Below are 23144 nucleotides of genomic sequence, written 5' to 3'. Positions count from 1 at the left end.
CCTACCCGACCCGTACCCAGGGGCGCTGCCCCCGGACCCCCGCTCCTCAAACGCCGGAGGGGCTGAATTCAGGCCCCCGTTCCTGAGCGCCGGAGGGGATGATTTCAGGGCCCCGGTGCGGGACGGGGTCAGGACGCCGCCGCTACCAGGCCCCGTACAACCCGCACGTCGTCGCCCATCTCCGGGTGCCACTGGACCCCCAGTACCCAGGCGGGGCCCGGGAGTTCGATCGCCTCCACGGTGCCGTCCGCCGCGTGCGCGGAGACCGCGAGGCCCTTGCCGAGGCGGTCCACCGCCTGATGGTGGTACGTCGGCACAGCGCACGGCTCCGGAACGAGACCGGCGTACCGCGTCCCCGGTACGGGGGTCACCTCGTGGTGTCCGACGACCCCGGTGTCCTTCACATGCCCGTCGAGATGCTGGACGAGCGTGCCGCCCAGGGCCACGTTCAGGAGCTGGTGGCCCCGGCAGATGCCCAGGAGCGGCGTGCCGGAGTCCAACGCTGCGCGGATCAGGGCGAGTTCCCAGGCGTCGCGCTCGGGAGCGGGCGGGCCCGTACGCGGGGAGCGCTCGGCGCCGTAGCGGGCGGGGTCGACATCGGGGCCGCCCGCGACGACCACCGCGTCGAGCCGGGCGACGGTCTCGACGGCCACGGCCGGATCGTCCGGCGGCAGCATCACGGCGAGTCCGCCCGCCCGCTGCACGAGCCGCGGATAGCCGGCCGGCAGCAGCGCGGCCTCCAGCTCCCACACGCCCCAGCGCGCCCCGGCCTCCAGATACGTACTCACACCGACCAGCGGCCTGCCCACGCGCTTCTCCCTCGGATCCAGGTCGCCACGGCGCCCAGGGGACGTCAGTGGAACGGCGATGGGAACTTCAATGGAAAGGTCTCATACCTTTGCGAGGCGGGGGAGGGAAACACAGGGAGACGCAAGTGCCCCTCGCGTCACAACCCGCTCACGCCAGGAATCCCCGCAGGAGCGCCGCCGTGCCCGCGCAGTGCTCGCGCATCATCTCCCGCGCGCCGTCCGCGTCCCCGTCGAGGACCGCCTCGACGAGGGCGGTGTGCTGGCGCTGCGAGTGCTCCAGATTGCGGACGAGGAGCGGGATGCAGTCGAGCAGGTCGTTGACGGAGGCGCGGACGGCCGCGTACCGCGCGGTGAGCGAGGGGGAGCCGCACAGTTCCGCGAGGGTGAGGTGGAGCATGGTGTCCAGGCGCCGGTAGTCGGCCAGCGGGGCGTCGTTCGTCCGGGTGAGCGCCTCGCGCAGCCGGCCGGCCTGCTCCGCGTCGAGCCCGTGCGACGCGCACAGCCCGGCCGCACCCACCTCCAGGACCTCGCGGAAACGCAGCACGTCCTCGATGTCGACCGCTGCGACCCGGCGGCGCAGCTCGTGCTCACCGGGGGTGGCGGTGCGCGCCAGCACGAAGGTGCCGCCGTACCGGCCGCGCCGCGACTCGACCAGGCCCTGGTCCTGGAGCACCTTGAGGACCTCGCGCAGCGTCACCCGGCTGATGCCGAGCCGCTCCGCCAACTCCCGCTCCGCGGGCAGCCGTTCACCACCCGGCACCAGGCCGAGCCGGACGATCTGGAGGATCTGCTCCAGCGCCTCCTCGAAACCGTTGCCCGCCCGCACCGGCCGGAGCACCGGCGTCAGCCGGTCGTCCGCCCCACGGTCGGGTTCCTCCCTCGTCATCCCGTCGCGCCCCCTTCCCAAGCAATGGTTCTCCGCAATACCTTATGGCTCTCGGCTGACCCAAGGAGGCTTTTCCGGTGGCAGACCGCACACCCCCGCTCTCCGTCGAAGAACTGCGCCGTCTCGTCGAGGCCGGTGACATCGACACGGTCGTCCTGGCCTTCCCCGACATGCAGGGGCGGCTCCAGGGCAAGCGGTTCGCCGCGCGCTTCTTCCTCGACGAGGTCCTGGAACACGGTACGGAGGGCTGCAACTACCTCCTCGCCGTCGACACCGACATGAACACCGTCGACGGATACGCCATGTCCTCCTGGGACCGGGGCTACGGCGACTTCGCCATGCACCCCGACCTCGGCACCCTGCGGCGCATCCCCTGGAACGAGGGCACCGCCCTGCTCATCGCCGACCTCGCCTGGAACGACGGCTCCCCGGTGGTGGCCGCGCCCCGCCAGATCCTGCGCCGCCAGCTCGAACGCCTCGCCCAGCTCGGTTACACCGCCCAGGTCGGCACCGAGCTGGAGTTCATCGTCTTCAAGGACACCTACGAGCAGGCCTGGGACACCGGCTACCGCGGACTCACCCCGGCCAACCAGTACAACATCGACTACTCGGTCCTCGGGACCGGACGCGTCGAGCCCCTGCTGCGCCGCATCCGCAACGAGATGCAGGCCGCGGGCCTCACCGTCGAGTCCGCCAAGGGCGAGTGCAACCCCGGCCAGCACGAGATCGCCTTCAAGTACGACGAGGCCCTGGTCACCTGCGACCAGCACGCCGTCTACAAGACCGGTGCCAAGGAGATCGCCTCCCAGGAGGGCGTCTCGCTCACCTTCATGGCGAAGTACAACGAGCGCGAGGGCAACTCCTGCCACATCCACCTCTCGCTCGCCGACGCCGACGGCACCAACGTGATGGCCGGCTCCGCCCAGGACCCGGGCGGCATGTCGGAGGTCATGCGTCACTTCCTCGCCGGACAACTGGCCGCCCTGCGCGACTTCTCGCTCCTCTACGCGCCCAACATCAACTCGTACAAGCGCTTCCAGCCCGGCTCCTTCGCGCCCACCGCCGTGGCCTGGGGGTACGACAACCGCACCTGCTCGCTCCGCGTGGTCGGCCACGGCCGCTCGACGCGCTTCGAGAACCGGCTGCCCGGCGGTGACGTCAACCCGCACCTGGCCGTCGCCGGCCTCGTCGCGGCCGGCCTGTACGGCATCGAGCAGAAGCTGGAACTGCCCGAGGCGTGCTCCGGCAACGCCTACACCTCCGCGTACGCGCACGTCCCCACCACGCTGCGCGAGGCCGCCGAGCTCTGGGAGAACAGTGCCATCGCCCGAGCCGCCTTCGGCGACGAGGTGGTCGAGCACTACCGCAACATGGCGCGCGTCGAGCTGGAGGCCTTCGACGCCGCGGTGACCGACTGGGAGCTGCGCCGCTCCTTCGAACGCCTGTGAGGACCCCCTTGTCGCACCCGTACACCTCGCACCTGTACACCTCACCCCCGTACGACCACGAACTCCAGGTACTGAACCCCGCCACCGAGGAGGTCGTCGCCACCGTCCCGGCAGCCACCGCCCAGGACGTGGGGGACGCCGTCGTACGGGCCGCGAAGGCGCAGGTCCGCTGGGCCGCCCTCGCGCCGGGCGACCGTGCCCGGCTGCTGCGCCGCTTCGCGGCCGTCGTCGACGGCCACATCGAGGAGCTGGCCCGTCTGGAGGTCCGCGAGGCCGGCCACACCCTCGGCAACGCCCGCTGGGAGGCGGGCAACGTCCGTGATCTGCTCGACTACGCGGCCGGGGGAGTGGAACGGCTGACCGGCCGCCAGATCCCGGTCGCGGGCGGCCTCGACATCACCCTCCTCGAACCGCTCGGCGTCGTCGGGGTCATCGCCCCCTGGAACTTCCCGCTGCCCATCGCCGCCTGGGGCACCGCACCGGCGCTCGCCGCGGGCAACGCCGTCATCCTCAAACCCGCCGAGACGACCCCGCTGACGGCACTGCGGCTGGCCGAACTCGCCCTGGAGGCGGGCCTGCCCGAACACCTCTTCCAGGTGCTGCCCGGCGCGGGTCCCGTCGCGGGGGCCGCACTCGTCGAACACCCCGGCGTCGCGAAGATCGTCTTCACCGGGTCGACGGCCGTGGGCAAACAGGTGCTGGCGAAGGGCTCCGCCCTCCTCAAGCGCGTCACCCTCGAACTCGGCGGCAAGAGCCCCAACATCGTCTTCGCCGACGCCGACATCGAGGCCGCCGCGGCAGCCGCCCCGATGTCCTTCCTCGACAACTCCGGCCAGGACTGCTGCGCCCGCACCCGCATCCTCGTCCAGCGGTCCGTCCACGACCGCTTCCTCGAACTCCTCGCCCCGGCCGTCGAGTCGGTCGTCGTCGGCGACCCGTCCGACGAGCGGACCCAGATGGGCCCGCTGATCTCCAGGGCCCAACTGGAGCGCGTACGGGCCTACGTCGACGCCGACGGGCCCGGTATCCGGGGCAAGGCCCCCGAGGGCCCCGGCTTCTGGTTCGCGCCCACCGTCCTCACCGGCGTCGAGCCCGACGCGCGCGTGGCCGTCGAGGAGGTGTTCGGCCCCGTCGCCGTCGTGCTGCCCTTCGAGGACGAGGCCGACGCGATCCGGCTCGCCAACGCCACCGACTACGGCCTGTCCGGCTCCATCTGGACCTGCGACGTCGGCCGCGCCCTGCGCGTCTCCCAGGCCGTCCGGGCCGGCAACCTGTCCGTCAACTCCCACTCCAGCGTCCGCTATTGGACCCCCTTCGGCGGCTTCAAGCAGTCGGGAATCGGCCGCGAACTCGGCCCGGACGCCCTCACCGCCTTCACCGAGACCAAGAACGTCTTCATCAGCACGGAGGGTCCCGCACAGTGACTTCAGACACCCCTGAGACCATCTGCCGCCGCCTGGTCGGCCGCACCGCCGTGATCACCGGCGCCGCCAGCGGCATCGGCCTCGCCACCGCGCGCCGGCTCGCCTCCGAGGGCGCCCACGTCGTCTGCGGCGACATCGACGAGCAGCACGGCAAGGCCGTGGCCGAGGAGGTCGACGGGACCTTCGTCAAGGTCGACGTGACCGACCCCGAGCAGGTCGAGACGCTCTTCAGGACGGCGTACGACACCTACGGCTCGGTCGACATCGCCTTCAACAACGCGGGCATCTCGCCGCCGGACGACGACTCCATCCTGGACACGGGCCTGGAGGCATGGAAGCGCGTCCAGGAGGTCAACCTCACCTCCGTCTACCTGTGCTGCAAGTCCGCCATCCCCTACATGCGCCGCCAGGGCAGGGGCTCCATCATCAACACGGCCTCCTTCGTGGCCCGGATGGGCGCGGCGACCTCCCAGATCTCGTACACGGCCTCCAAGGGCGGTGTACTGGCCATGTCCCGTGAACTGGGCGTCCAGTTCGCCCGGGAGGGCATCCGGGTCAACGCCCTGTGCCCCGGCCCGGTCAACACCCCGCTTCTGCAAGAGCTGTTCGCGAAGGACCCCGAGCGGGCCGCGCGCCGGCTGGTGCACATCCCGCTGGGGCGGTTCGCCGAGCCGGACGAGATCGCGGCGGCCGTCGCGTTCCTCGCCAGCGACGACTCCTCCTTCGTGAACGCCACCGACTTCCTGGTGGACGGCGGCATTTCGGGCGCGTACGTGACGCCCCTGTAGGCCGGCCACGGGTACGGTCCGCGGGCGGGAGGCCCGGTCGTGTCCGACCTCGCGGACCCCGTGTACCGCTCGTCCCGGCACGTCCTAGAGTGCCGGGATGAGCATGACGCCTCCGCCCGGCTGGTACCGCGACCCGTCGTACCCGCTCGTCGAGCGCTGGTGGGACGGGGCCGCGTGGACCGACCACCGGCGTCAGCCCGAGGTCTCCCAACAGCCCCTCATACAGGACCGGTCGCCCAGCGGTGGCGGCTCCGGCCGGGCCAGGGCCGTCGCGCTCGGGACGGCCGCCGTCGTCCTCGTCGCCGCGATCGTCACGGGCGCCGTGCTGCTGCGCCACGACGACAGCGGCGGCGAGGCCGCGACACAGACCACGCCGGCCGCCGCGTCTCCCACGGAGACCGACGGTCCGTCCCCGTCATCGGCCGGCGACCCGTCCGTCGTCACGGACGAACTCGACGGCATCACCTTTCCGGTCCTCGACGGCTGGGCACGGCCGCAGTACGTCGTCGACCACGACACGGTGCTGACGACCCCGGGCACCTACGACTGTCCGGGCGACCCCGGCCTGTGCCGGCACGGCCGGGTCGTCTCACGCACGGCCACGGCCACCGACGTCACGTCCCCGAGGGCCCTCGCCGAGGGGGACATCAAGGACGCCGCCGACAGCACGTACGGCCACGACGCCGTCGGCAGTCGCCCCTTCCGGGGCGTCACCTCCCACCGACTGGTGAAGTCCGGCTCGGTCGCCGTCGCCGGGCGCGCCGGATACCTCGTGCGCTGGAAGGTCAAGACCGGTGTGGGGCCCGGGGGTTACGTCGAGTCGCTGGCCTTCCCGTCCAGTGTGGGCTCGCAGTCCCTGGTCATCGTCCGCTTCGCCTTCGACGCCGGCGCCGACGGGCCGCCGCTGTCCGACATGGACCGGATCACCGAGGGGATCCGGTCGGTCGGCGAGAAGGACGCGGGCGGCGGTGTGGGCAGCAGCATCGGCCCGTCCAAGTGAACGGTGACCACCCGTCCGGGTGACCGGCGTCCCGGCCACCCGGCTCCCCGGCCACGAGGAGCGGGCCGTCCCTCAGCATCAGAGGAAGGTGTGGCCCTCTCCGCGATAGGTCGGGACGGTGGCCGTGACCGTGTCGCCCTCGACGAGGTGGAGCGTGTCGAACCGCTCGCACAGCTCGCCGGCCTTCGCGTGCCGGAACCACACCTTGTCGCCGATGAGCAGATCGTCCGCCGGGGAGCCGAGCAGCGGGGTCTGCACCTCGCCGGGACCCTCCTGGGGGTCGTACGACAGCCCCTCCGGCAGATACGGGACGGGCAGCCGGTCCGCGCCCGCGGCCCCGGAGGCGGGGTATCCGCCGCCCAGCACGGTCACCACACCCACGCCCGGCCGGCGCACGACGGGCTGGGCGAACAGCGCGGCCGGGCGTCCGCTGAAGGACGTGTAGTTGTCGAAGAGCCTCGGCACGTAGAGCCCCGACCCGGCCGCGATCTCGGTGACCGCGTCCTCGGCGGCCGTGTGCTGCACGCTGCCGGTGCCGCCGCCGTTGACGAATTCGAGGTCCGGCTCCACGGCCCGGACCGCCCGGACGACCTCCGCGCGCCGCTCGGCGAGCTCCTTGCGGGCGGTGGCCTGCATCAGCCGTACGGCACGCGAGCGCAGCGGCCGTCCCGAGATCGAGTCGCCGACGCCGGCGATGTGACCCTCGTACGCCATGATCCCCACCAGTTTGAACCCGGGGGCGCGTCCGATGGCACGGGCCATGTCGGCCACCTGGGCGGGGGAGTGCAGCGGCGAACGCAGCGCTCCGACCCGGACCCGGCCGCCGAACAGCTTGAGCGAGGTGTCCAGTTCCAGGCAGACCCGCACGACCTCGGTGCCACCCTGGCGTGCCTCGTCTATGAGACGGAGCTGCGCCGGGTCGTCGACCATGACGGTCACCGCGGCGGCGAGCTTGGGGTCGGCCGTCAGCTCGGCGTAGCCCTTGCGGTCGGCCGACGGATAGGCGAGCAGGACGTCGTCGAAACCGGACCTGGCCAGCCAGATCGACTCGGCGAGGGTGAAGGACATGATCCCCGCGAAGCCGTCCCGGTCCAGGACGCGTTCCAGGAGGGTGCGGCAGCGGACGGACTTACTGGCGACACGGATCGGCTTGCCGCCGGCCCGGCGGACGAGGTCGTCCGCGTTCGCGTCGAAGGCATCCAGGTCCACGATCGCGACGGGGGCGTCGAGGTGAGCGGTGGCCCGGTCATAGCGGGCCCTGTCGGCGGCACGGGCAGTCATGAGCGAAGACTGCCAGACTCGATTACCGCAGGGTAGGGGGACGTTCCGGGCAGATGCCCCGGCGCCTCGTACTGGTTCCCTCCGGACGCGCGTCAACCCGTAGAGTGACGCGGACGCAGGGAGGAACGACCTTGCCCCGGCGGGCCCTGCCCGGGGTGACGGTCCACCGGTGCGGGTATGCGTGCCCGTGGCGAACCTCTTGCGCGCATACGAAACGGCTCGCCGAGTTCTGGGGCGGCCGACAGCCCGGTACGAGGAAACGGGGGGTGCATGAGTACGGAAGCGCGGCGTGCCTCGAATCCCCAGCGCCCCACCCCTTCATCTGCCGGGACCCCGCCGGTTTCCCAGCCCCCACCGCCTCGGGTTCCGCCGGTTCCTCCGGCTCCGGCGACTCCTCCAGTTCCGTTGACTCCCCCGGTTCCGTCGGTTCCTCCGGCTCAGGCGGCCTGGTCCGCTCGGACGACTTCGTTCGACGGACCGACTTCCTCGAAGCCGCTTCGGTCGCCCGAGCCGGCCCTGTCGGGCGGGGAGGACTGGTCGGCCGAGGATCCCCCGCCGATCACGCTGGGGTCCCCGTCCGTGTCCGGGCAAGCCGCTTCCGACCGCGCTCCGGCGGTCCCGCCGCGCCCCGCGAGCCAGCCCCGGGGGGCGGCTCCGTCGGTGCCGCCCCAGCCTGTCGGGCCGCCGTCGACGCCGGAGTGGCCCGGTTCGCCGGGCGGACGGTCCTCGGTCGGAGGCGGGTTCGGATCTTCCGGCGACGGTTCCGCGCCGACGTCCGGGCCAGGACCCGTACGGGCCTCGGGGGTGCCTTCGCCGCCGCGTTCCTTCGACTTCTTCGACATGTCGACCGAAGCGGACGAAACGTCGGGTACGACGAACGGCTCAAGGTCCGCTTCACCTTCCGAGCAGGGGCCCGCTTCCTCGGATACGTCAACGCCCGCGCCTTCCGGCAGACCGACGTCCAGCATGCCGGGGGACACCTCGCCCGGCACGCCGGGGTCAGCCGTGCCCGGTGCGCCGAGGTTCTCCGCGTCTGCCGCGCGGGGGTCAGTCCCGACGGGTGTGCGGGAGTCGGCTTCGCCCGGCAGGCCGGGATCTGCGGCGCCCGGTGTGCCGGGGAGTGCCTCGTCCGGCGTGGAGGGGTCGGCTTCGCGCGGTGGGCCGGGATCTGCGGCGCCCGGTGCCACGGGGCCTGCCTCGTCCGGCAGGGCGACGTCCGGCGTGCCGGGGTCAGCCGTGCCTGGTGCGTCGAGGTTCTCCGCGTCTGCCGCGCCGGGGTCTGCCGCGTCCGGTGCGACCGGGGCCGCCTCGACCGGTGCGCGGGGGTCGGCTTCGCGCGGTACGCCGGGATCTGCCTCGGCGGGCACGCCGAGGCCTGCCTCCTCCGGCAGGGCCGCGTCCGCCTCGTCCGGCGTGCCCGGGCCAGCCGCGTCCAGTGCGTCGCGGTCCGTTTCGCCCGGTGCTCCGGGATCTGCCTCGCCTGCCGCGCCGGCGTCCGTCTCGCCCGGTAGACCGTGGTCCGCCTCGTCCGCCGGGGCGGGGGCAGGCGCGTCCGGAACGACGACCGATACCTCACCGTCCGGCGCGCAGCTCCCGGTGACGCCGTCCACCGCACCGCGCAGGACGTCGGAAACCGTCTCGTACGGCTCCGCGGCACCCCTCTCGGAGCGCCCGGCCCCGCCGTCGGCGGCCTCGGAGCGCTCCGCGCCGGACGCCGCTCCGCAGGGTCCCGCATCCGCCTCCCGGCGCTACCCCCAGCTGCCCCCCGAGGCGCGGCCGGAGTCGTCGGCCCCGCCGCCCCCCGCGGCCTCCGCCCGCTTCCCGGACGCGCCGCCCGCGTCCGCCGAGCCGGCGCGCCCCGATGCGGCGCCACACGCCGCCGGACCGTCACGGCCCGGCGGGACGCAGCGCCCTGGGCAGCGCCCCGCCCGGCTGTCGCACCCCGCCGCGCCGCAGCGCCCGTCCGAGCCTCGGGGCGCCTTCGAACCTCCGCGCTCCACCGAGTCTTCGCGGTCCTTCGAACCTCCGCGCCCCGAGTCCTCGCGGTCCTCCGAGCCCCCGCGTGCCTTCGACCCCTCGTACCCGTCCCAGCCCCCACGTCTCACCGAGTCCCTGCGTCCGTCCGAGGTCGCTGCGTCCACGCGGGCCGGAGTGGCGGGGCAGGTGCCCGTTTTCGGGGAGCGGCTCGCGGAGGCCGGCCGGGGGTTGCCGGCCGGGCGGGGCGAGCAGCCCGCTGTGCCCGCCGCCGCACCCGCGTCCGCGCCGGCAGCGCCCGCCGAGGGAGCTCCGGGTGTGGAGCGCCCCTTCGTGTCGTTCGGGGAGCCCGAGACGTACGACGGTGACACCGCGCGGGCGCGTCCGCTCCGTGGGCGGGCCCGGCCCCGTACCGTGGCCGCCGCTGCCTGTGTCGTTCTCGGACTCGGGCTCATCGGCGGTGCGGTCACCGGGAGTTGGCTCACCGGCGACAACACGGACGGACCCGGTTCGCCCGGCGCCTTCGCGGCGGCCGGAGAACTCTGGCACAGCGTGCCCGTGGACCGGCTCTTCCCGCCGACCGTGCGCGGCGACGGAGCGGGCCCCGGCGGCTCCGACCGCACCTGGACACGGATCGCCGTCGCCCCGGACGCCGGCTGCAAGGACGCCTTCGACCCGCTGTTGCGCCAGGCCCTCGCTCCCGTCGGCTGCCTGCGGCTGCTGCGTGCCACCTACGTGGACGCGACCCGGAGCCATGTCACCACCGTCGGCCTGCTGTTCGCGAAGGCGGACGCGGCGGGCATGACCTCCTTGAAGGCCCGCTTCCGCAAGGAGGGCCTGGAGCGGCGCACCGACCTGCTGCCCCGCCCCTACGCGGCGAAGGGCACCGCCGCCGAGGGCTTCGGCAAGACCCAGCGCGCCTCCTGGACCGAGTCGGTCCTCACGGACGCCCCCGTCGTCGTGTACGCGGTCTCCGGGTTCGCCGACGGGCGCGCGGTCGCCACCCCGCAGCCCGCGGCCGACGCGATGAAGCCGGACTCGACCACGGCCGCGGCCCAGGCGGGCCTCGGCTATGAGGCACAGGGCCTCGCCGACCGGGTCGAGCGAGGCCTCCGCAAGACCGTCACCTCGGCCACGGAGAAGCCGTCATGACCCGCAACGCCGACCCCGCCGACCAGGCCGGCCGTATTCAGCAGACCGGCACGATCGGTATGTCCAACGCGCCCGGAGCGACGACCGCGGCCGCGGAGAGCGCCCCGGCCGGCCGGACCCCGGTGCCGGACCGGCTCAGCGCGGCCCGACCCGGCGGCGTTCCGGCGGGTCGCGTTGAGGACCTCGCGCTCGATCCTCCGCTCGCCGCCGCTGCCCCAGCCGCCGACTTCGCCCGGCGCCTCCGCGCGGCCCTGGCCGGTCGTGGGCCCCGGCTTTCCCGCAGGTCCGGCGCCCTCGCGGCCGTCCTCGCCGCCTCCCTCGCCCTGGTGCCCTCGACCGCCGCGCACGCCGACGGCATACGGGCCCAGCAGTGGGGCCTCGACGCGATGCACACGCAGCAGGCGTGGCGTACGACCAAGGGCAAGGGCATCACCGTCGCCGTTCTCGACACCGGCGTCGACTCCCGGCACCCGGACCTCGCGGGCAATGTGCTCGCCGACAAGGACATGGTCGGTTTCGGCGCGAGCCGCGGTGACCGGGCCTGGGCCCGGCACGGCACCGCCATGGCGGGCATCATCGCCGGGCACGGCCACGGGGCGGGTCACGCCGACGGCGTCATGGGCATCGCCCCGGAGGCGAAGATCCTGCCCGTCCGCGTCATCCTCGAAGACAAGGACCCGGCGCGCTCCAAGGCCCGTAACACCCGTGGCAACGCGCTCGCCGAGGGCATCCGTTGGGCCGCCGACCACGGCGCCGACGTCATCAACCTCTCGCTCGGCGACGACTCCAAGTCCGCCCACCCCGAGCCCGCCGAGGACGAAGCCGTCCAGTACGCGCTGAAGAAGGGTGCCGTCGTCGTCGCCTCGGCCGGCAACGGCGGGGAGAAGGGCGACCACATCTCGTACCCCGCCGCCTATCCCGGCGTGATCGCGGCGACCGCCGTAGACCGCTACGGAACGCACGCCGCCTTCTCCACCCGCCGCTGGTACGCCACCGTCAGCGCTCCGGGCGTCGATGTCGTCATCGCCGACCCGGACGACCGGTACTACGAGGGCTGGGGCACCAGCGCGGCGTCCGCGTTCGTCTCCGGCGCGGTCGCGCTCATCAAGGCCGCCCACCCGGGGCTGTCCCCGGCCCAGATCAAGCAGTTGCTGGAGGACACCGCCCGCAGCGTTCCCTCCGGGGGCCGCGACGACTCCCGCGGCTTCGGTTTCATCGACCCCGCCGCCGCCATCAAGGCGGCCGGCCGGCTCAAACCGCAGGGCCTCAAGTCGGCGGCGTACGGCCAGAAGTACTTCGGCACGGGCCCCGACACCCCGGACAACGGCGGCAGTTCGGCGGACTGGGCCGGTCCCCTCGCGGGTGCCCTGGGTCTCGCCCTGCTCGGGGCGGCGGTGTTTTTGTGGCGCGGTCGCAGAAACCCGCACCCGTTCGGCCGGCCCTAGGACCTTGACCTGTCCGGTCGGTCACGGCGGAGACGCGAACGCCGTTCGCGGCGCGCCCCCGCGCTCCCCGGTACGCCGAACTCCCTGAGCCGGCGCTCTCAGTCCTCAGCCGTGTCCTGGAACGCGGACAACGCGGCCTTCGACACCGCTTCCACCAGTGAAATGCCCTTCGCCTGCGTGGAGTTCCCGTTCGACAGCGTCGCCACCAGGTAGTCGTGGCCGTCGGCCGAGATCCGCCCGATGCTGTTGATGTCCCACAGCCCGGTCGTGCTGCGCGCCAACCACCCGTTCTTCAGGGCCCATCGGGAACCGTCGGCCGCGGCCGACACCCCCCACCGCTGGTCGGTCTCGATCTCGGCCATGAGTCCCTGGAGGTAGGACCGGGAGGTCTTGCTGAGTTCCGAGTCGTCCCCGAACACCTGGCTCAGCAAGGTCAGTTGGTCGCTCGCCGTGGTCTGGGTCAGCCCCCACAACTCGCCGTCGCCGCCCTCCGTGTCCTTCAGGCCGAAGCGCTTGTTCGCGGTGTCCAGGCCGTCGGCCCGGCCGATCGCTGCCCACAACGCGGTCGCCGCCGCGTTGTCGCTGTTCTCGATCATCGACGTGGCGTACGTCCTCTCCCGCGCGGTGAGACGGCGGTCCGCGTCCTGCGCCTGGAGGAGCAGCGTGGCCAGGATGTTCACCTTGACGATGCTCGCGGTGTCGAAGGCGCTGTCACCGTAGGCGGCGCTCTCACCGGAGTCGACGTCGAGGACGGCGACCGATGTCTTCGCACCCTCCGGCACCGTCACCGACCTCAGTGCCTTCGCCAGCAGCGCGTCCCGGTCCACGGAGGGCTCCGCCACGGGTTCCACCGATGCCTCCTCGCTCACGGCCGGCGACGAAGAGGGCGACGCCGACGCCGACGCCGACGCCGACGACGATACGACGGCCGGGCCGTCGTGCGCCTGCGCCTTCATGTACACCGTCCCGGCCGCCGTGGCGCCGACGAGGACGACCGAGGCCACGGCGGTGTAGAGAAGAGGCTTGCGTCGGGAGGGCCGGGCGCGACGCCCGCGTGCTCTGTGACGGTCCATTCGGCGATGCTGGACGGCTGGGCTGTGTCCGCGGTTAGACGCGTGTTAGAGGTGTGTCAGGGGACACTGAGAAACTCATGAGTTCCGTCAACTCCGGGTTTCAGGGGCCGCACAAGCGCAGCAGCATCCCCCCGATAGGGTCGGGGACCGTGGCGAACAAGAACATTCCCGACCCCGGCTTCCCCGACGACGACGGTTCCGCCGACCCCCGGCTGAGCGCTGCGCTCGCCGCGTGGTCCGCGGACCGCACCGCCGTACCGCCGGTCCTGGAGGCACTCACGGGTGCCCGGCTGCTCGTGCCCGTCGTGGCGATTCTCGGCGAGGTCGAGGAGGACGAGAACGGGCTGCGCCGCGAGAAGACCAGCGACATGGCGGTGCCCACGCTCAAGGCCGGGAACCGCACGGCCCTGCCCGCCTTCACGTCCACGGACTCGCTGGCCCGCTGGGACCCCGAGGCCCGCCCCGTCGCCGCACGCCTGAATCAGGTCCTGGAGGCCGCGGCGCACGAGAAGGCCGACACGATCGTGCTGGACCTGGCCGGACCCGTGTCCTACGAGCTCACGGGTTCCGCGCTGCTGGCGCTCGCCGAGGGACGTACGACCGCCGACCCGCTCGCCGATCCCGCCGTGGTCGAGGCGGTACGGGCCGCGGTCGCCGCCGAGCCCCTGGTGGTCCGCGCCCATCTCGGCCCCGGTCCCGCGGACGGCACCCTCGCCCTCGTGCTCGACGCGTCGGCCGCCCCCGCCGAGACCGCCCGCGCGGTGGCCCGGCGGCTCGCGGCCGACGAAACACTGAGGGCCCGCCTGGTGCGCGGCCTCGACCTGGCACTTCTGCCGGCCGAGGCGACGCCTCCGGGCGAGCCCCTGTACGTACGCGGGTAGGTACGCGGGTACGGGCGCGGACAGGGTCCGTGTCCGTACGACGTACGGATCGGGTCAGCCGTAGACGGGGCCCGTGTACTTCTCGCCGGGGCCCTGGCCCGGCTCGTCGGGGACGAGCGAGGCCTCGCGGAAGGCGAGTTGGAGCGACTTCAGGCCGTCGCGCAGCGGTGCCGCGTGGAAGGAACTGATCTCCGTCGCGCTCGCGTCGAGCAGCCCGGCGAGCGCGGTGACCAGCTTGCGCGCCTCGTCCAGGTCCTTGTACGCGTCGCCCTCCTCGGTGAGACCGAGCTTCACGGCGGCGGCGCTCATCAGGTTCACGGCGACCGTCACGATGACCTCGACCGCGGGGACCTCGGCGATGTCGCGGGTCATGGTGTCGTAGTCGGGGTTCTGGGGAGGGGTGTCACTCATGCCTCACACGATAGGCCCCGGCGCGCGCGCCCCCGTCCGCGGGAGTCTTCCGCCGGGTCTGCGGGCGCTCTCCGCCGGAGTTTCCGCCGGGCGGTTCCGCCAGGCGGGAGACGGCGAGGAGGCCGCCGGTTAGCGCGTACCCGGCGGAACTGCTAACCTTGTGTAACGACCGGCCGGACACGTTGTGCCCGGCCCACAAGTGGAGGCTCCGATCTCCCACCCGACTGTCTCCAGGGACGGCGGGTCATCCGGTCAGGCGGCCGCCATCGTTCCGTACGGACGATGGAGTCGTCCGAATGCGCGCCCCGCGGTTGACCGCGGCGGTGCTCCGGTTATTCATGGAGCCCCGCCTGTGTCCCGTCCGGGGCATTTTTCATGCCCTGCGGTGGTTGGTCCACATGTCATCAGAGACATACGCGGCTGTCCGCCAGACCGCCGTGTGGTGCTACCGAGGAGGATCCATCAGCACCGAGCCCCGCATCAACGACCGGATTCGCGTTCCCGAAGTGCGACTTGTCGGTCCCAGCGGCGAGCAGGTCGGGATTGTTCCGCTTGCCAAGGCCCTTGAGCTTGCTCAGGAGTACGACCTCGACCTGGTCGAGGTGGCGGCGAGCGCTCGCCCGCCCGTCTGCAAGCTCATGGACTACGGGAAGTTCAAGTACGAGTCGGCCATGAAGGCCCGTGAGGCGCGCAAGAACCAGGCGCACACGGTCATCAAGGAAATGAAGCTCCGGCCGAAGATCGACCCGCACGACTACGACACCAAAAAGGGTCACGTCGTCCGGTTCCTCAAGCAGGGCGACAAGGTCAAGATCACGATCATGTTCCGTGGTCGCGAGCAGTCCAGGCCGGAGCTCGGCTACCGACTGCTGCAGCGTCTCGCCACGGACGTCGAGGATCTCGGGTTCATCGAGTCGAACCCGAAGCAGGACGGCCGAAACATGATCATGGTTCTCGGTCCGCACAAGAAGAAGACCGAGGCGATGGCCGAAGCCCGTGAGGCTCAGGCGGCTCGCAAGGCGGAAGCGAAGGCCAACCCGGGTCGCTCGCAGAACGCCGCCGACGATGACATCGCCGACGGTGAGGTCACCGATGACGAGCTCATCGATGACGAGCTCATCGAAGACGAGTCCACCGAGGCCGAATCCGCTGAGGTCGAGTCCGTCGAGGCCCCGGCCGAGGCATCAGCCGAGGCCTGATCCCAGGGCTGCCGCCCCGGGATGTCAATCGATACATATGACGTTCCACCGTGCCCGGTCCAGCGACCGGGCACCGGAACGCCACTGACGAGGAGAGAACGGCGCTATGCCGAAGAACAAGTCGCACAGCGGTGCCAGCAAGCGCTTCAAGATCACCGGCTCCGGCAAGGTGCTCCGTGAGCGTGCCGGCAAGCGCCACCTGCTCGAGCACAAGTCGTCCCGCGTGACGCGTCGTCTCACCGGCACCGCCGAGATGGCCCCGGGCGACGCCGCGAAGATCAAGAAGCTTCTCGGCAAGTGACGTACCGGCGCCCAGCGCCGCACGTCTGATCCGGGACCCCATCGATTTCGGGTCGTGTGAGTCCAACCACGGCCCCGCTACAAGGAGTTAAAAGTGGCACGCGTCAAGCGGGCAGTAAACGCACACAAGAAGCGCCGGGCGATCCTCGAGGCGGCCAAGGGCTACCGCGGCCAGCGTTCGCGCCTGTACCGCAAGGCCAAGGAGCAGGTCACCCACTCCCTGGTCTACAACTACAACGACCGCAAGAAGCGCAAGGGCGACTTCCGTCGGCTGTGGATCCAGCGCATCAACGCTGCGGCCCGCCAGAACGGCATGACGTACAACCGCCTCATCCAGGGTCTGAACGCCGCCAACATCGAGGTGGACCGCAAGATCCTCGCGGAGCTGGCCGTCAACGACGCCAACGCGTTCGCCGCCCTCGTCGAGGTCGCGAAGAAGGCGCTGCCGTCGGACGTCAACGCGCCGAAGGCCGCGTGACACCGACGCTGGCATATCGCCGGACGTGACCGGACCCGCAGGTTCTCGCCTGCGGGTCCGTCGCATTCCGTGCGACAGCAAGTTCCGCGTCCCCGTGCGGCAGCAACTTCCCCGTGCAACGTGAAGGTGACCCCATGCCCCCCGCCGCCCCCGAGCTGATCTCCCCGCGCTCGCCGCGTGTCCTGGCCGCCCGACGGCTCGCCAGGCGGAACTTCCGGGGCAAGGACCGGCTGTTCCTCGCCGAGGGGCCGCAGGCCGTCCGGGAGGCCGCCGCGCACCGCGCCGACGACGCCGCCACCCTCGTGGAACTGTTCGCCACGGTGGACGCCGCGGAGCGCTACGCCGACATCATCGGCGACGCCCGCCAGGCCGGCGCGCGTGTGCACCTCGCCGAGGAGCAGGTCATCGCCGACATCTCCACGACCGTCACCCCGCAGGGTGTCGTCGGGATCTGCCGCTTCCTCGACACCCCGTTCGAGGAGATCCTCAAGGCAGGCCCCAAGCTCGTCGCCGTCCTCGCACACGTCCGCGACCCCGGGAACGCCGGCACCGTGCTGCGCTGCGCCGACGCCGCGGGCGCCGACGCCGTCGTCCTCACCGACGCGTCCGTCGACCTCTACAACCCCAAGGCCGTACGGGCCTCCGTCGGATCCCTGTTCCATCTGCCCGTCGCCGTCGGCGTGCCCGTCGAGCAGGCCGTGGCGGGACTCAAGGACGCGGGCGTCCGCATCCTCGCCGCCGACGGCGCGGGCGAGGACGACCTCGACGACGAACTCGACAAGGGGACCATGGGCGGCCCCACGGCCTGGGTGTTCGGCAACGAGGCCTGGGGGCTTCCGGAGGAGACCCGCGCGCTGGCCGACGCCGTCGTGCGCGTTCCGATCCACGGAAAGGCCGAGAGCCTGAACCTGGCCACGGCCGCGGCCGTATGTCTCTACGCGTCCGCCCGTGCACAGCGCGCCTCCACAGGGTGCCGCTCCGTCACCGGCAGCTAGTAGGGTGACGGGCTCGGGGGCCCTCTGCGCCAGACGAGAGGTGGGGTACGGGGATGAGTGTCGGCACGGGCGGTGCCCAGAGCGCGCTGCGAGCACGAGACGTGCGCGGCACGCCCGCGTCCCGGCACGATGACACCGCCGGAGCCGGTCCCGGTCTGGGGATAGACCCCGACGACCTGCCCGACGGGATCGTCGTCGCCGACGAGGACGGCCGGGTCATCTGCTTCAACGCCGCCGCCGCCCGGATCACCGCGGTCCCCGCCGCCGAGGCCCTCGGCCGCCGGCTCGAATCGGCGCTCCCCCTGGAAGACCTGGAAGGCCGCCGCTGGTGGCAGCTGACCGACCCGTACGGCGGTCTCGCGATCCGCAACAGCCAGCCCGAGCGGAACCTGCTGCTCCCCGGCGGCCGTGAGGTCCTCGTCTCCGCCCGCTATGTGCGCACCAGGCCCACCGGACCCGTCCGCCGGGTCGTCGTCTGCCTGCGCGACACCGAGGCCCGGCGCCGCACCGAGCGCAGCCACGCCGAGCTGATCGCCACGGTCGCCCACGAACTGCGCTCGCCGCTCACCTCCGTCAAGGGCTTCACGGCGACCCTGCTCGCCAAGTGGGAACGCTTCACCGACGACCAGAAGAAACTGATGCTGGAGACCGTCGACGCCGACGCCAACCGCGTCACCCGGCTCATCGCCGAGCTCCTCGACATCTCCCGCATCGACTCAGGGCGCCTCGAACTGCGCCGCCAGCCCGTCGACATCGGCGCCGCGGTCGGCCGGCACATCCAGGCGTACGTCGCCTCGGGCCAGCCCGCCGACCGCTTCCTGCTCCGCATCGAGCAGCCCCTGCCCGCCCTGTGGGCCGACCCAGACAAGGTCGACCAGGTGCTCAGCAACCTGATCGAAAATGCGGTGCGCCACGGCGAGGGAACCGTCACCATTGACGTGGCACCCTCGGCCTCCCCGCGTGAGCGGGACGACGAGGGCACGGCGAACGCCGTCACGTCGGTCACCGTGAGCGACGAGGGAACCGGAATCCCGGAGGAGTCCATGAACCGCGTCTTCACCCGCTTCTGGCGGGGCAGCAAGCGCGGTGGCACCGGCCTCGGGCTCTACATCGTCAAGGGCATCGTCGAGGCCCACGGCGGCACCATCACGGTCGGCCGCGCCCCCGGCGGGGGAGCGGAGTTCCGATTTACGTTGCCCGTGGGCACCCCGGCGTATCTCCTGTAACGCCGCAGCGGCCCCCACGGGCTCATCCGCACGGGAGCACCGCGAGGACGCCCAGTCCTGGGCAGGCCCCCACCCCCGTTAGACTCGGCCTTTGGCACCTTTGCGTCCACTCATCTGCGGACGATGCGTCTCCGAGTCGATGACGGGGACCCTCAGCCAGCCAACCGGAAGCACGGGAAGAGATGTCGGCACCTAATAAGTCGTACGACCCTGTAGAGGTCGAGGCCTTGAAACCGGAAGAGATCGAGCGCATGCGGGACGAGGCGCTCGCGGCCTTCGCGGCCGCCGGTGACCTCGACGCGCTCCAGGAGGCCAAGGTCGCCCACACCGGCGGCACCTCTCCGCTGGCCCTCGCCAACCGCGAGATCGGCGCGCTGCCCCCGCAGGCCAAGGCCGCGGCCGGCAAGCTCGTCGGCCAGGCCCGCGGCGCCGTGAACAAGGCCCTCGCCGCCCGCCAGACCGAGCTGGAGGCCGACCGTGACGCCCGCGTACTGGTCGAGGAGGCGGTGGACGTCACACTGCCCTACGACCGCGTACCGGCCGGCGCCCGGCACCCGCTGACCACCATGATGGAGCGGGTCTCGGACGTCTTCGTGTCCATGGGATACGAGGTCGCCGAGGGCCCCGAGGTCGAGGCGGAGTGGTTCAACTTCGACGCCCTCAACTTCACGCCCGACCACCCCGCCCGGCAGATGCAGGACACCTTCTTCGTCCAGGGCCCCAAGGGCACTGACGGCGACGAGTCCGGTGTCGTGCTGCGCACCCACACCTCGCCGGTGCAGGCCCGCGCACTGCTCGACCGCGAGCCGCCCGTCTACGTCGTGTGCCCCGGCCGCGTATACCGCACGGACGAGCTCGACGCCACGCACACCCCGGTCTTCCACCAGATCGAGCTGCTGGCCGTCGACGAGGGCCTGACCATGGCCGACCTCAAGGGCACCCTGGACCACATGGTCCAGTCGCTCTTCGGCTCGGACATGAAGACCCGGCTGCGCCCGAACTACTTCCCCTTCACCGAGCCGTCCGCCGAGATGGACATGCTCTGCTACGTCTGCAAGGGCGAGTCCGTCGGCAACCCCGACCGCCCCTGCCGGACCTGCTCCTCCGAGGGCTGGATCGAGCTCGGCGGCTGCGGCATGGTCAACCCGCGGGTGCTGGTCGCCTGTGGTGTCGACCCGGAGAAGTACAGCGGATTCGCCTTCGGGTTCGGCATCGAGCGGATGCTGATGTTCCGTCACAACGTAGAAGACATGCGAGACATGGTCGAGGGTGACGTCCGGTTCACCCGGCCGTTCGGGATGGAGATCTGATGCGGGTCCCGCTTTCTTGGCTGCGGGAGTACGTCGACCTGCCGGCGACGGAGACCGGACGCGACGTCCAGGCCAGGCTCATTTCGGCAGGTCTTGAGGTCGAGAGCGTCGAGCAGCTCGGCGCCGGCCTCAAGGGCCCCCTGGTCGTCGGCCAGGTGCTCACCATCGAGGAACTGACGGAGTTCAAGAAGCCCATCCGCTTCTGCACCGTCGACGTGGGTACGGCCAACGGCACGGGTGAGCCCCAGGAGATCGTCTGCGGCGCACGCAACTTCGCCGTCGGTGACAAGGTCGTCGTGGTCCTGCCCGGCGCGGTACTGCCCGGCGACTTCGCGATCGCCGCGCGCAAGACGTACGGCAAGACCTCGCACGGCATGATCTGCTCCGGCGACGAGCTGGGCATGGGCGACGACGGCAGCGGCGGCATCATCGTGCTGCCGCCGGAGATGGAGCCCGGCACCGACGCGATCGAGCTGCTCCAGCTCGTCGACGAGGTCCTCGACATCGCCGTCACGCCCGACCGCGGTTACGCCCTGTCCCTGCGCGGCGTGGCCCGCGAGGCGGCCATCGCGTACGGCCTGCCGCTGCGCGACCCCGCGCTGCTCGACGTCCCGGCCCCGAACGCGTTCGGCTACCCGGTGCGGGTCTCCGACCCGATGGGCTGCGACCGCTTCACCGCCCGTACGGTGACCGGCCTCGACCCCGACGCCCAGTCCCCGATCTGGCTGCGGCGCCGCCTCCAGAAGGCGGGCATGCGCCCGGTCTCGCTCGCCGTCGACATCACCAACTACGTGATGCTGGAACTCGGTCAGCCCCTCCACGCGTACGACCGTGCCCGCGTCCAGGGCACCATCGGCGTGCGCCGGGCCGAGCAGGGCGAGAAGCTCACCACCCTCGACGGCGTCAAGCGCACGCTGGACGCCGGGGACCTGGTGATCACCGACGACCGCGGCCCCATCGGTCTCGCGGGTGTCATGGGCGGCGCCAACACGGAGATCGACGACACCGAGGGCACCACCACCGAGGTCGTCATCGAGGCCGCGCACTTCGACGCGATCTCGATCGCCCGCACGGCCCGCCGCCACAAGCTGGCCTCCGAGGCGTCCAAGCGCTTCGAGCGCGGTGTCGACCCCGAGGCCGCGTCCGCTGCGGCCCAGCGGACCGTCGACCTGCTCGTGCTCCTCGCGGGCGGCACCGCCGACGCCGGGGTCACCGAGGTGATCGCGCCGTCCGCGCCGCACACCATCACCATCCCGGCGAACCACCCGGACAAGGTGGCCGGTGTCGACTACGGCCGCGAGACCGTCGTCCGCCGCCTCCAGCAGGTCGGCTGCGACGTCTACGGGCAGGACGAGCTGATCGTCACCGTGCCGTCCTGGCGGCCCGACCTGACGGACCCGAACGACCTCGCGGAAGAGGTCATCCGGCTGGAGGGCTACGAGAACCTGCCCTCCACGCTGCCCAAGCCCCCGGCGGGCCTCGGCCTGACCGACCGGCAGCGGCTGCACCGCCGGATCGGCCGCGCGCTGGCCGGCGCGGGATACGTCGAGGCGCTGAACTACCCGTTCATGGGCGAGCAGGTCCTCGACCAGCTCGGCCTGGCCGACGACGATCCGAAGCGCAGGCTCGTCAAGCTGGTCAACCCGCTCTCCGACGAGGAGCCCGCGCTCCGTACGACGCTGCTGCCGGGCCTGCTGCACGCCCTGCGCCGCAACGACGGGCGCGGCAGCCACGACCTGGCGCTCTTCGAGACCGGCCTGGTCTTCCACCCGCGGGAGGAACTGCGCGTCGCCGGGCGGCTGCCCGTCGACCGCCGTCCCACCGACGAGGAGATCGCGTCCCTGACGGCCGCGCTTCCCGTCCAGCCCCGGCACGCCGCCGTCGTCCTCGCGGGCGCCCGCGAGCAGGCCGGCTGGTGGGGCAAGGGCCGCCCGGCCGACTGGGCCGACGCGATCGAGGCCGCGCGCACCCTGGCCCGCGAGTCGGGGACCGAACTCCTCGTCCGCTCCGGCCAGTACGGGCCGTGGCACCCGGGCCGCTGCGCCGAACTCGCGGTCGTCGTGGACGGCGCGGAGCAGGTCATCGGGTACGCCGGTGAGCTGCACCCCGGTTTCCTGAAGACGCTCGGCCTGCCCGCGCGCACCTGCGCGATGGAGCTGGACCTGGACGCGCTGGAGCGGGCGAGCTCGGGCCACCCCAAGGGCCCGAAGATCTCGACCTTCCCGGTCGCCACGCAGGATGTCGCGCTGGTCGTCGACAAGACCGTCCCGCACACGGACGTCGAGGCGGCGCTGCACGAGGGCGCGGGTGAACTCCTGGAGTCCATCCGGCTGTTCGACGAGTACGAGAGCGAGCAGCTCGGCGAGGACAAGAAGTCCCTCGCCTACGCGCTGCGGTTCCGTGCCGCCGACCGCACGCTGACCGTCGACGAGGCCTCCGCGGCACGCGACGCGGCGGTGGCGCTGGCCGCCGAGCGCACGGGAGCGGTGTTGCGCGGAGCCTAGGAACTCCACCGGTCGTGCCGGGGAACTGTGCGCCGTTCGGTGGCCGCGGATCGTTCGTGGCCGGGCGCGCGGTTCCCCGCTCCCGTTTCCAGGGGTTCCCCCGGCTCCTGCCTGCATAAATGCGCGTGTCCGAAGACACCTCACTCATTCGGGTGACATGTCCGGGAGGACGTCCCGGCATGGTCGGGCGGTCGACAGAATCGGACCGGTCTCTCCGAGGCCCGTCTGCGCTGTCAGTGCCATTGGGGGGCCAATCGGCATGATCCGTATCAAGACCGGGGCTCCCCACAGGGCGACACTCCGGACGCATTCGCGGAACCCGGCCAGGGCGGTCCTCGGGCCGCGGCGTCGGCGTGACCGGCTGAGGGCCGGATTCGCCCGCGCGGTGCGCGGTCGCAGACCCCGTATCGGGTTCACCCGTGAGGGGTGCGGAGGCGGCATACGCGGCGGCCTCGGCCACCGGGTCCGGGGGGGGGGGGGGGGGGGGGGGGGGGGGGGGGGGGGGGGGGGGGGGGGGGGGGGGGGGGGGGGGGGGGGGGGGGGGGGGGGGGGGGGGGGGG

The 23144-nt window shown here is 72.2% G+C and carries 20 protein-coding genes; 14 read left to right on the top strand and 6 right to left on the bottom strand.

Annotated features, from left to right (window positions below; genetic code table 11):
• Positions 1-128: 128 nt before the first annotated feature.
• Entirely contained in the window at positions 129-809 is a 681-nt protein-coding gene (locus ACZ6KY_RS39170) for a gamma-glutamyl-gamma-aminobutyrate hydrolase family protein (RefSeq protein WP_469315031.1), read from the bottom strand.
• Between the two features lie 148 nt (positions 810-957).
• Positions 958-1695 (bottom strand): FadR/GntR family transcriptional regulator, encoded by a 738-nt coding sequence (locus tag ACZ6KY_RS39165; RefSeq protein WP_469315030.1) that lies wholly within the window; start codon positions 1693-1695, stop codon positions 958-960.
• A gap of 77 nt (positions 1696-1772) precedes the next feature.
• Between ACZ6KY_RS39165 and ACZ6KY_RS39160 the strand changes: the two genes are divergently transcribed.
• The 4 genes from ACZ6KY_RS39160 (at position 1773) to ACZ6KY_RS39145 (ending at position 6355) form a co-directional block, all read left to right on the top strand.
• Positions 1773-3143 carry a glutamine synthetase family protein gene (locus ACZ6KY_RS39160; RefSeq protein ID WP_469315029.1) on the top strand — a complete coding sequence of 457 codons (1371 nt, stop codon included), beginning with the start codon at positions 1773-1775 and terminating at the stop codon, positions 3141-3143.
• Positions 3144-3151: 8 nt separating this feature from the next.
• Positions 3152-4567: an aldehyde dehydrogenase family protein gene (locus tag ACZ6KY_RS39155; protein WP_469315028.1), complete on the top strand. Its 1416-nt coding sequence runs from the start codon at positions 3152-3154 to the stop codon at positions 4565-4567.
• Positions 4564-5355, top strand: coding sequence for a 3-oxoacyl-ACP reductase (locus ACZ6KY_RS39150; RefSeq protein ID WP_469315027.1), 792 nt, complete (start codon positions 4564-4566; stop codon positions 5353-5355). Before ACZ6KY_RS39155 ends, ACZ6KY_RS39150 begins: the two co-directional genes overlap by 4 nt.
• 97 nt (positions 5356-5452) lie before the next feature.
• The gene (locus ACZ6KY_RS39145; RefSeq protein ID WP_469315026.1) at positions 5453-6355 is read left to right on the top strand and encodes a DUF2510 domain-containing protein; all 903 of its coding nucleotides are present in this window, start codon (positions 5453-5455) and stop codon (positions 6353-6355) included.
• A 78-nt stretch (positions 6356-6433) separates the two neighbouring features.
• On the opposite strand, the gene ACZ6KY_RS39140 is transcribed toward ACZ6KY_RS39145, so the two are convergent.
• Positions 6434-7636: an amino acid deaminase/aldolase gene (locus ACZ6KY_RS39140; protein WP_469315025.1), complete on the bottom strand. Its 1203-nt coding sequence runs from the start codon at positions 7634-7636 to the stop codon at positions 6434-6436.
• A 437-nt stretch (positions 7637-8073) separates the two neighbouring features.
• Positions 8074-9246, bottom strand: a complete 1173-nt coding sequence (locus ACZ6KY_RS39135; protein WP_469315024.1) for a hypothetical protein — start codon at positions 9244-9246, stop codon at positions 8074-8076.
• Between the two features lie 697 nt (positions 9247-9943).
• On the opposite strand from ACZ6KY_RS39135, the gene ACZ6KY_RS39130 reads away from it, so the two are divergent.
• Entirely contained in the window at positions 9944-10762 is an 819-nt protein-coding gene (locus ACZ6KY_RS39130) for a hypothetical protein (RefSeq protein ID WP_469315053.1), read from the top strand.
• A complete protein-coding gene (mycP, locus tag ACZ6KY_RS39125; RefSeq protein ID WP_469315023.1) occupies positions 10759-12207 on the top strand; it encodes a type VII secretion-associated serine protease mycosin in 1449 nt (482 codons plus the stop codon). The genes ACZ6KY_RS39130 and mycP overlap by 4 nt, the downstream gene beginning before the upstream one ends.
• A gap of 98 nt (positions 12208-12305) precedes the next feature.
• On the opposite strand, the gene ACZ6KY_RS39120 is transcribed toward mycP, so the two are convergent.
• Positions 12306-13280 carry a serine hydrolase gene (locus ACZ6KY_RS39120; RefSeq protein WP_469315022.1) on the bottom strand — a complete coding sequence of 325 codons (975 nt, stop codon included), beginning with the start codon at positions 13278-13280 and terminating at the stop codon, positions 12306-12308.
• A gap of 149 nt (positions 13281-13429) precedes the next feature.
• Here ACZ6KY_RS39120 and ACZ6KY_RS39115 point away from each other — a divergent pair, with 149 nt between their 5' ends.
• A complete protein-coding gene (locus ACZ6KY_RS39115; protein ID WP_469315021.1) occupies positions 13430-14161 on the top strand; it encodes an SseB family protein in 732 nt (243 codons plus the stop codon).
• Positions 14162-14215: 54 nt separating this feature from the next.
• Here the strand turns inward: ACZ6KY_RS39115 and ACZ6KY_RS39110 are convergent, their stop codons facing one another.
• On the bottom strand, positions 14216-14572 hold the full coding sequence (locus tag ACZ6KY_RS39110) for a DUF1844 domain-containing protein (RefSeq protein WP_261702877.1): 357 nt from the start codon (positions 14570-14572) through the stop codon (positions 14216-14218).
• Positions 14573-15009: 437 nt separating this feature from the next.
• Here ACZ6KY_RS39110 and infC point away from each other — a divergent pair, with 437 nt between their 5' ends.
• The 7 genes from infC (at position 15010) to pheT (ending at position 22584) form a co-directional block, all read left to right on the top strand.
• Positions 15010-15771: a translation initiation factor IF-3 gene (gene infC / locus ACZ6KY_RS39105; RefSeq protein WP_469315052.1), complete on the top strand. Its 762-nt coding sequence runs from the start codon at positions 15010-15012 to the stop codon at positions 15769-15771.
• A 106-nt stretch (positions 15772-15877) separates the two neighbouring features.
• Positions 15878-16072 (top strand): 50S ribosomal protein L35, encoded by a 195-nt coding sequence (gene rpmI, locus ACZ6KY_RS39100; RefSeq protein WP_006374321.1) that lies wholly within the window; start codon positions 15878-15880, stop codon positions 16070-16072.
• 93 nt (positions 16073-16165) lie between these two features.
• A complete protein-coding gene (gene rplT / locus ACZ6KY_RS39095) occupies positions 16166-16549 on the top strand; it encodes a 50S ribosomal protein L20 (RefSeq protein ID WP_469315020.1) in 384 nt (127 codons plus the stop codon).
• A 134-nt stretch (positions 16550-16683) separates the two neighbouring features.
• Positions 16684-17544, top strand: a complete 861-nt coding sequence (locus ACZ6KY_RS39090) for a TrmH family RNA methyltransferase (RefSeq protein WP_469315019.1) — start codon at positions 16684-16686, stop codon at positions 17542-17544.
• 53 nt (positions 17545-17597) lie between these two features.
• On the top strand, positions 17598-18770 hold the full coding sequence (locus tag ACZ6KY_RS39085) for a sensor histidine kinase (RefSeq protein WP_469315018.1): 1173 nt from the start codon (positions 17598-17600) through the stop codon (positions 18768-18770).
• A 182-nt stretch (positions 18771-18952) separates the two neighbouring features.
• On the top strand, positions 18953-20080 hold the full coding sequence (gene pheS / locus ACZ6KY_RS39080) for a phenylalanine--tRNA ligase subunit alpha (RefSeq protein ID WP_469315017.1): 1128 nt from the start codon (positions 18953-18955) through the stop codon (positions 20078-20080).
• Positions 20080-22584, top strand: coding sequence for a phenylalanine--tRNA ligase subunit beta (gene pheT, locus ACZ6KY_RS39075; RefSeq protein WP_469315016.1), 2505 nt, complete (start codon positions 20080-20082; stop codon positions 22582-22584). Before pheS ends, pheT begins: the two co-directional genes overlap by 1 nt.
• Positions 22585-23144 lie beyond the last annotated feature (560 nt).

Source organism: Streptomyces sp. NPDC042002, from assembly GCF_055588305.1.
This window is presented reverse-complemented; position numbering and strand designations above follow the sequence as displayed.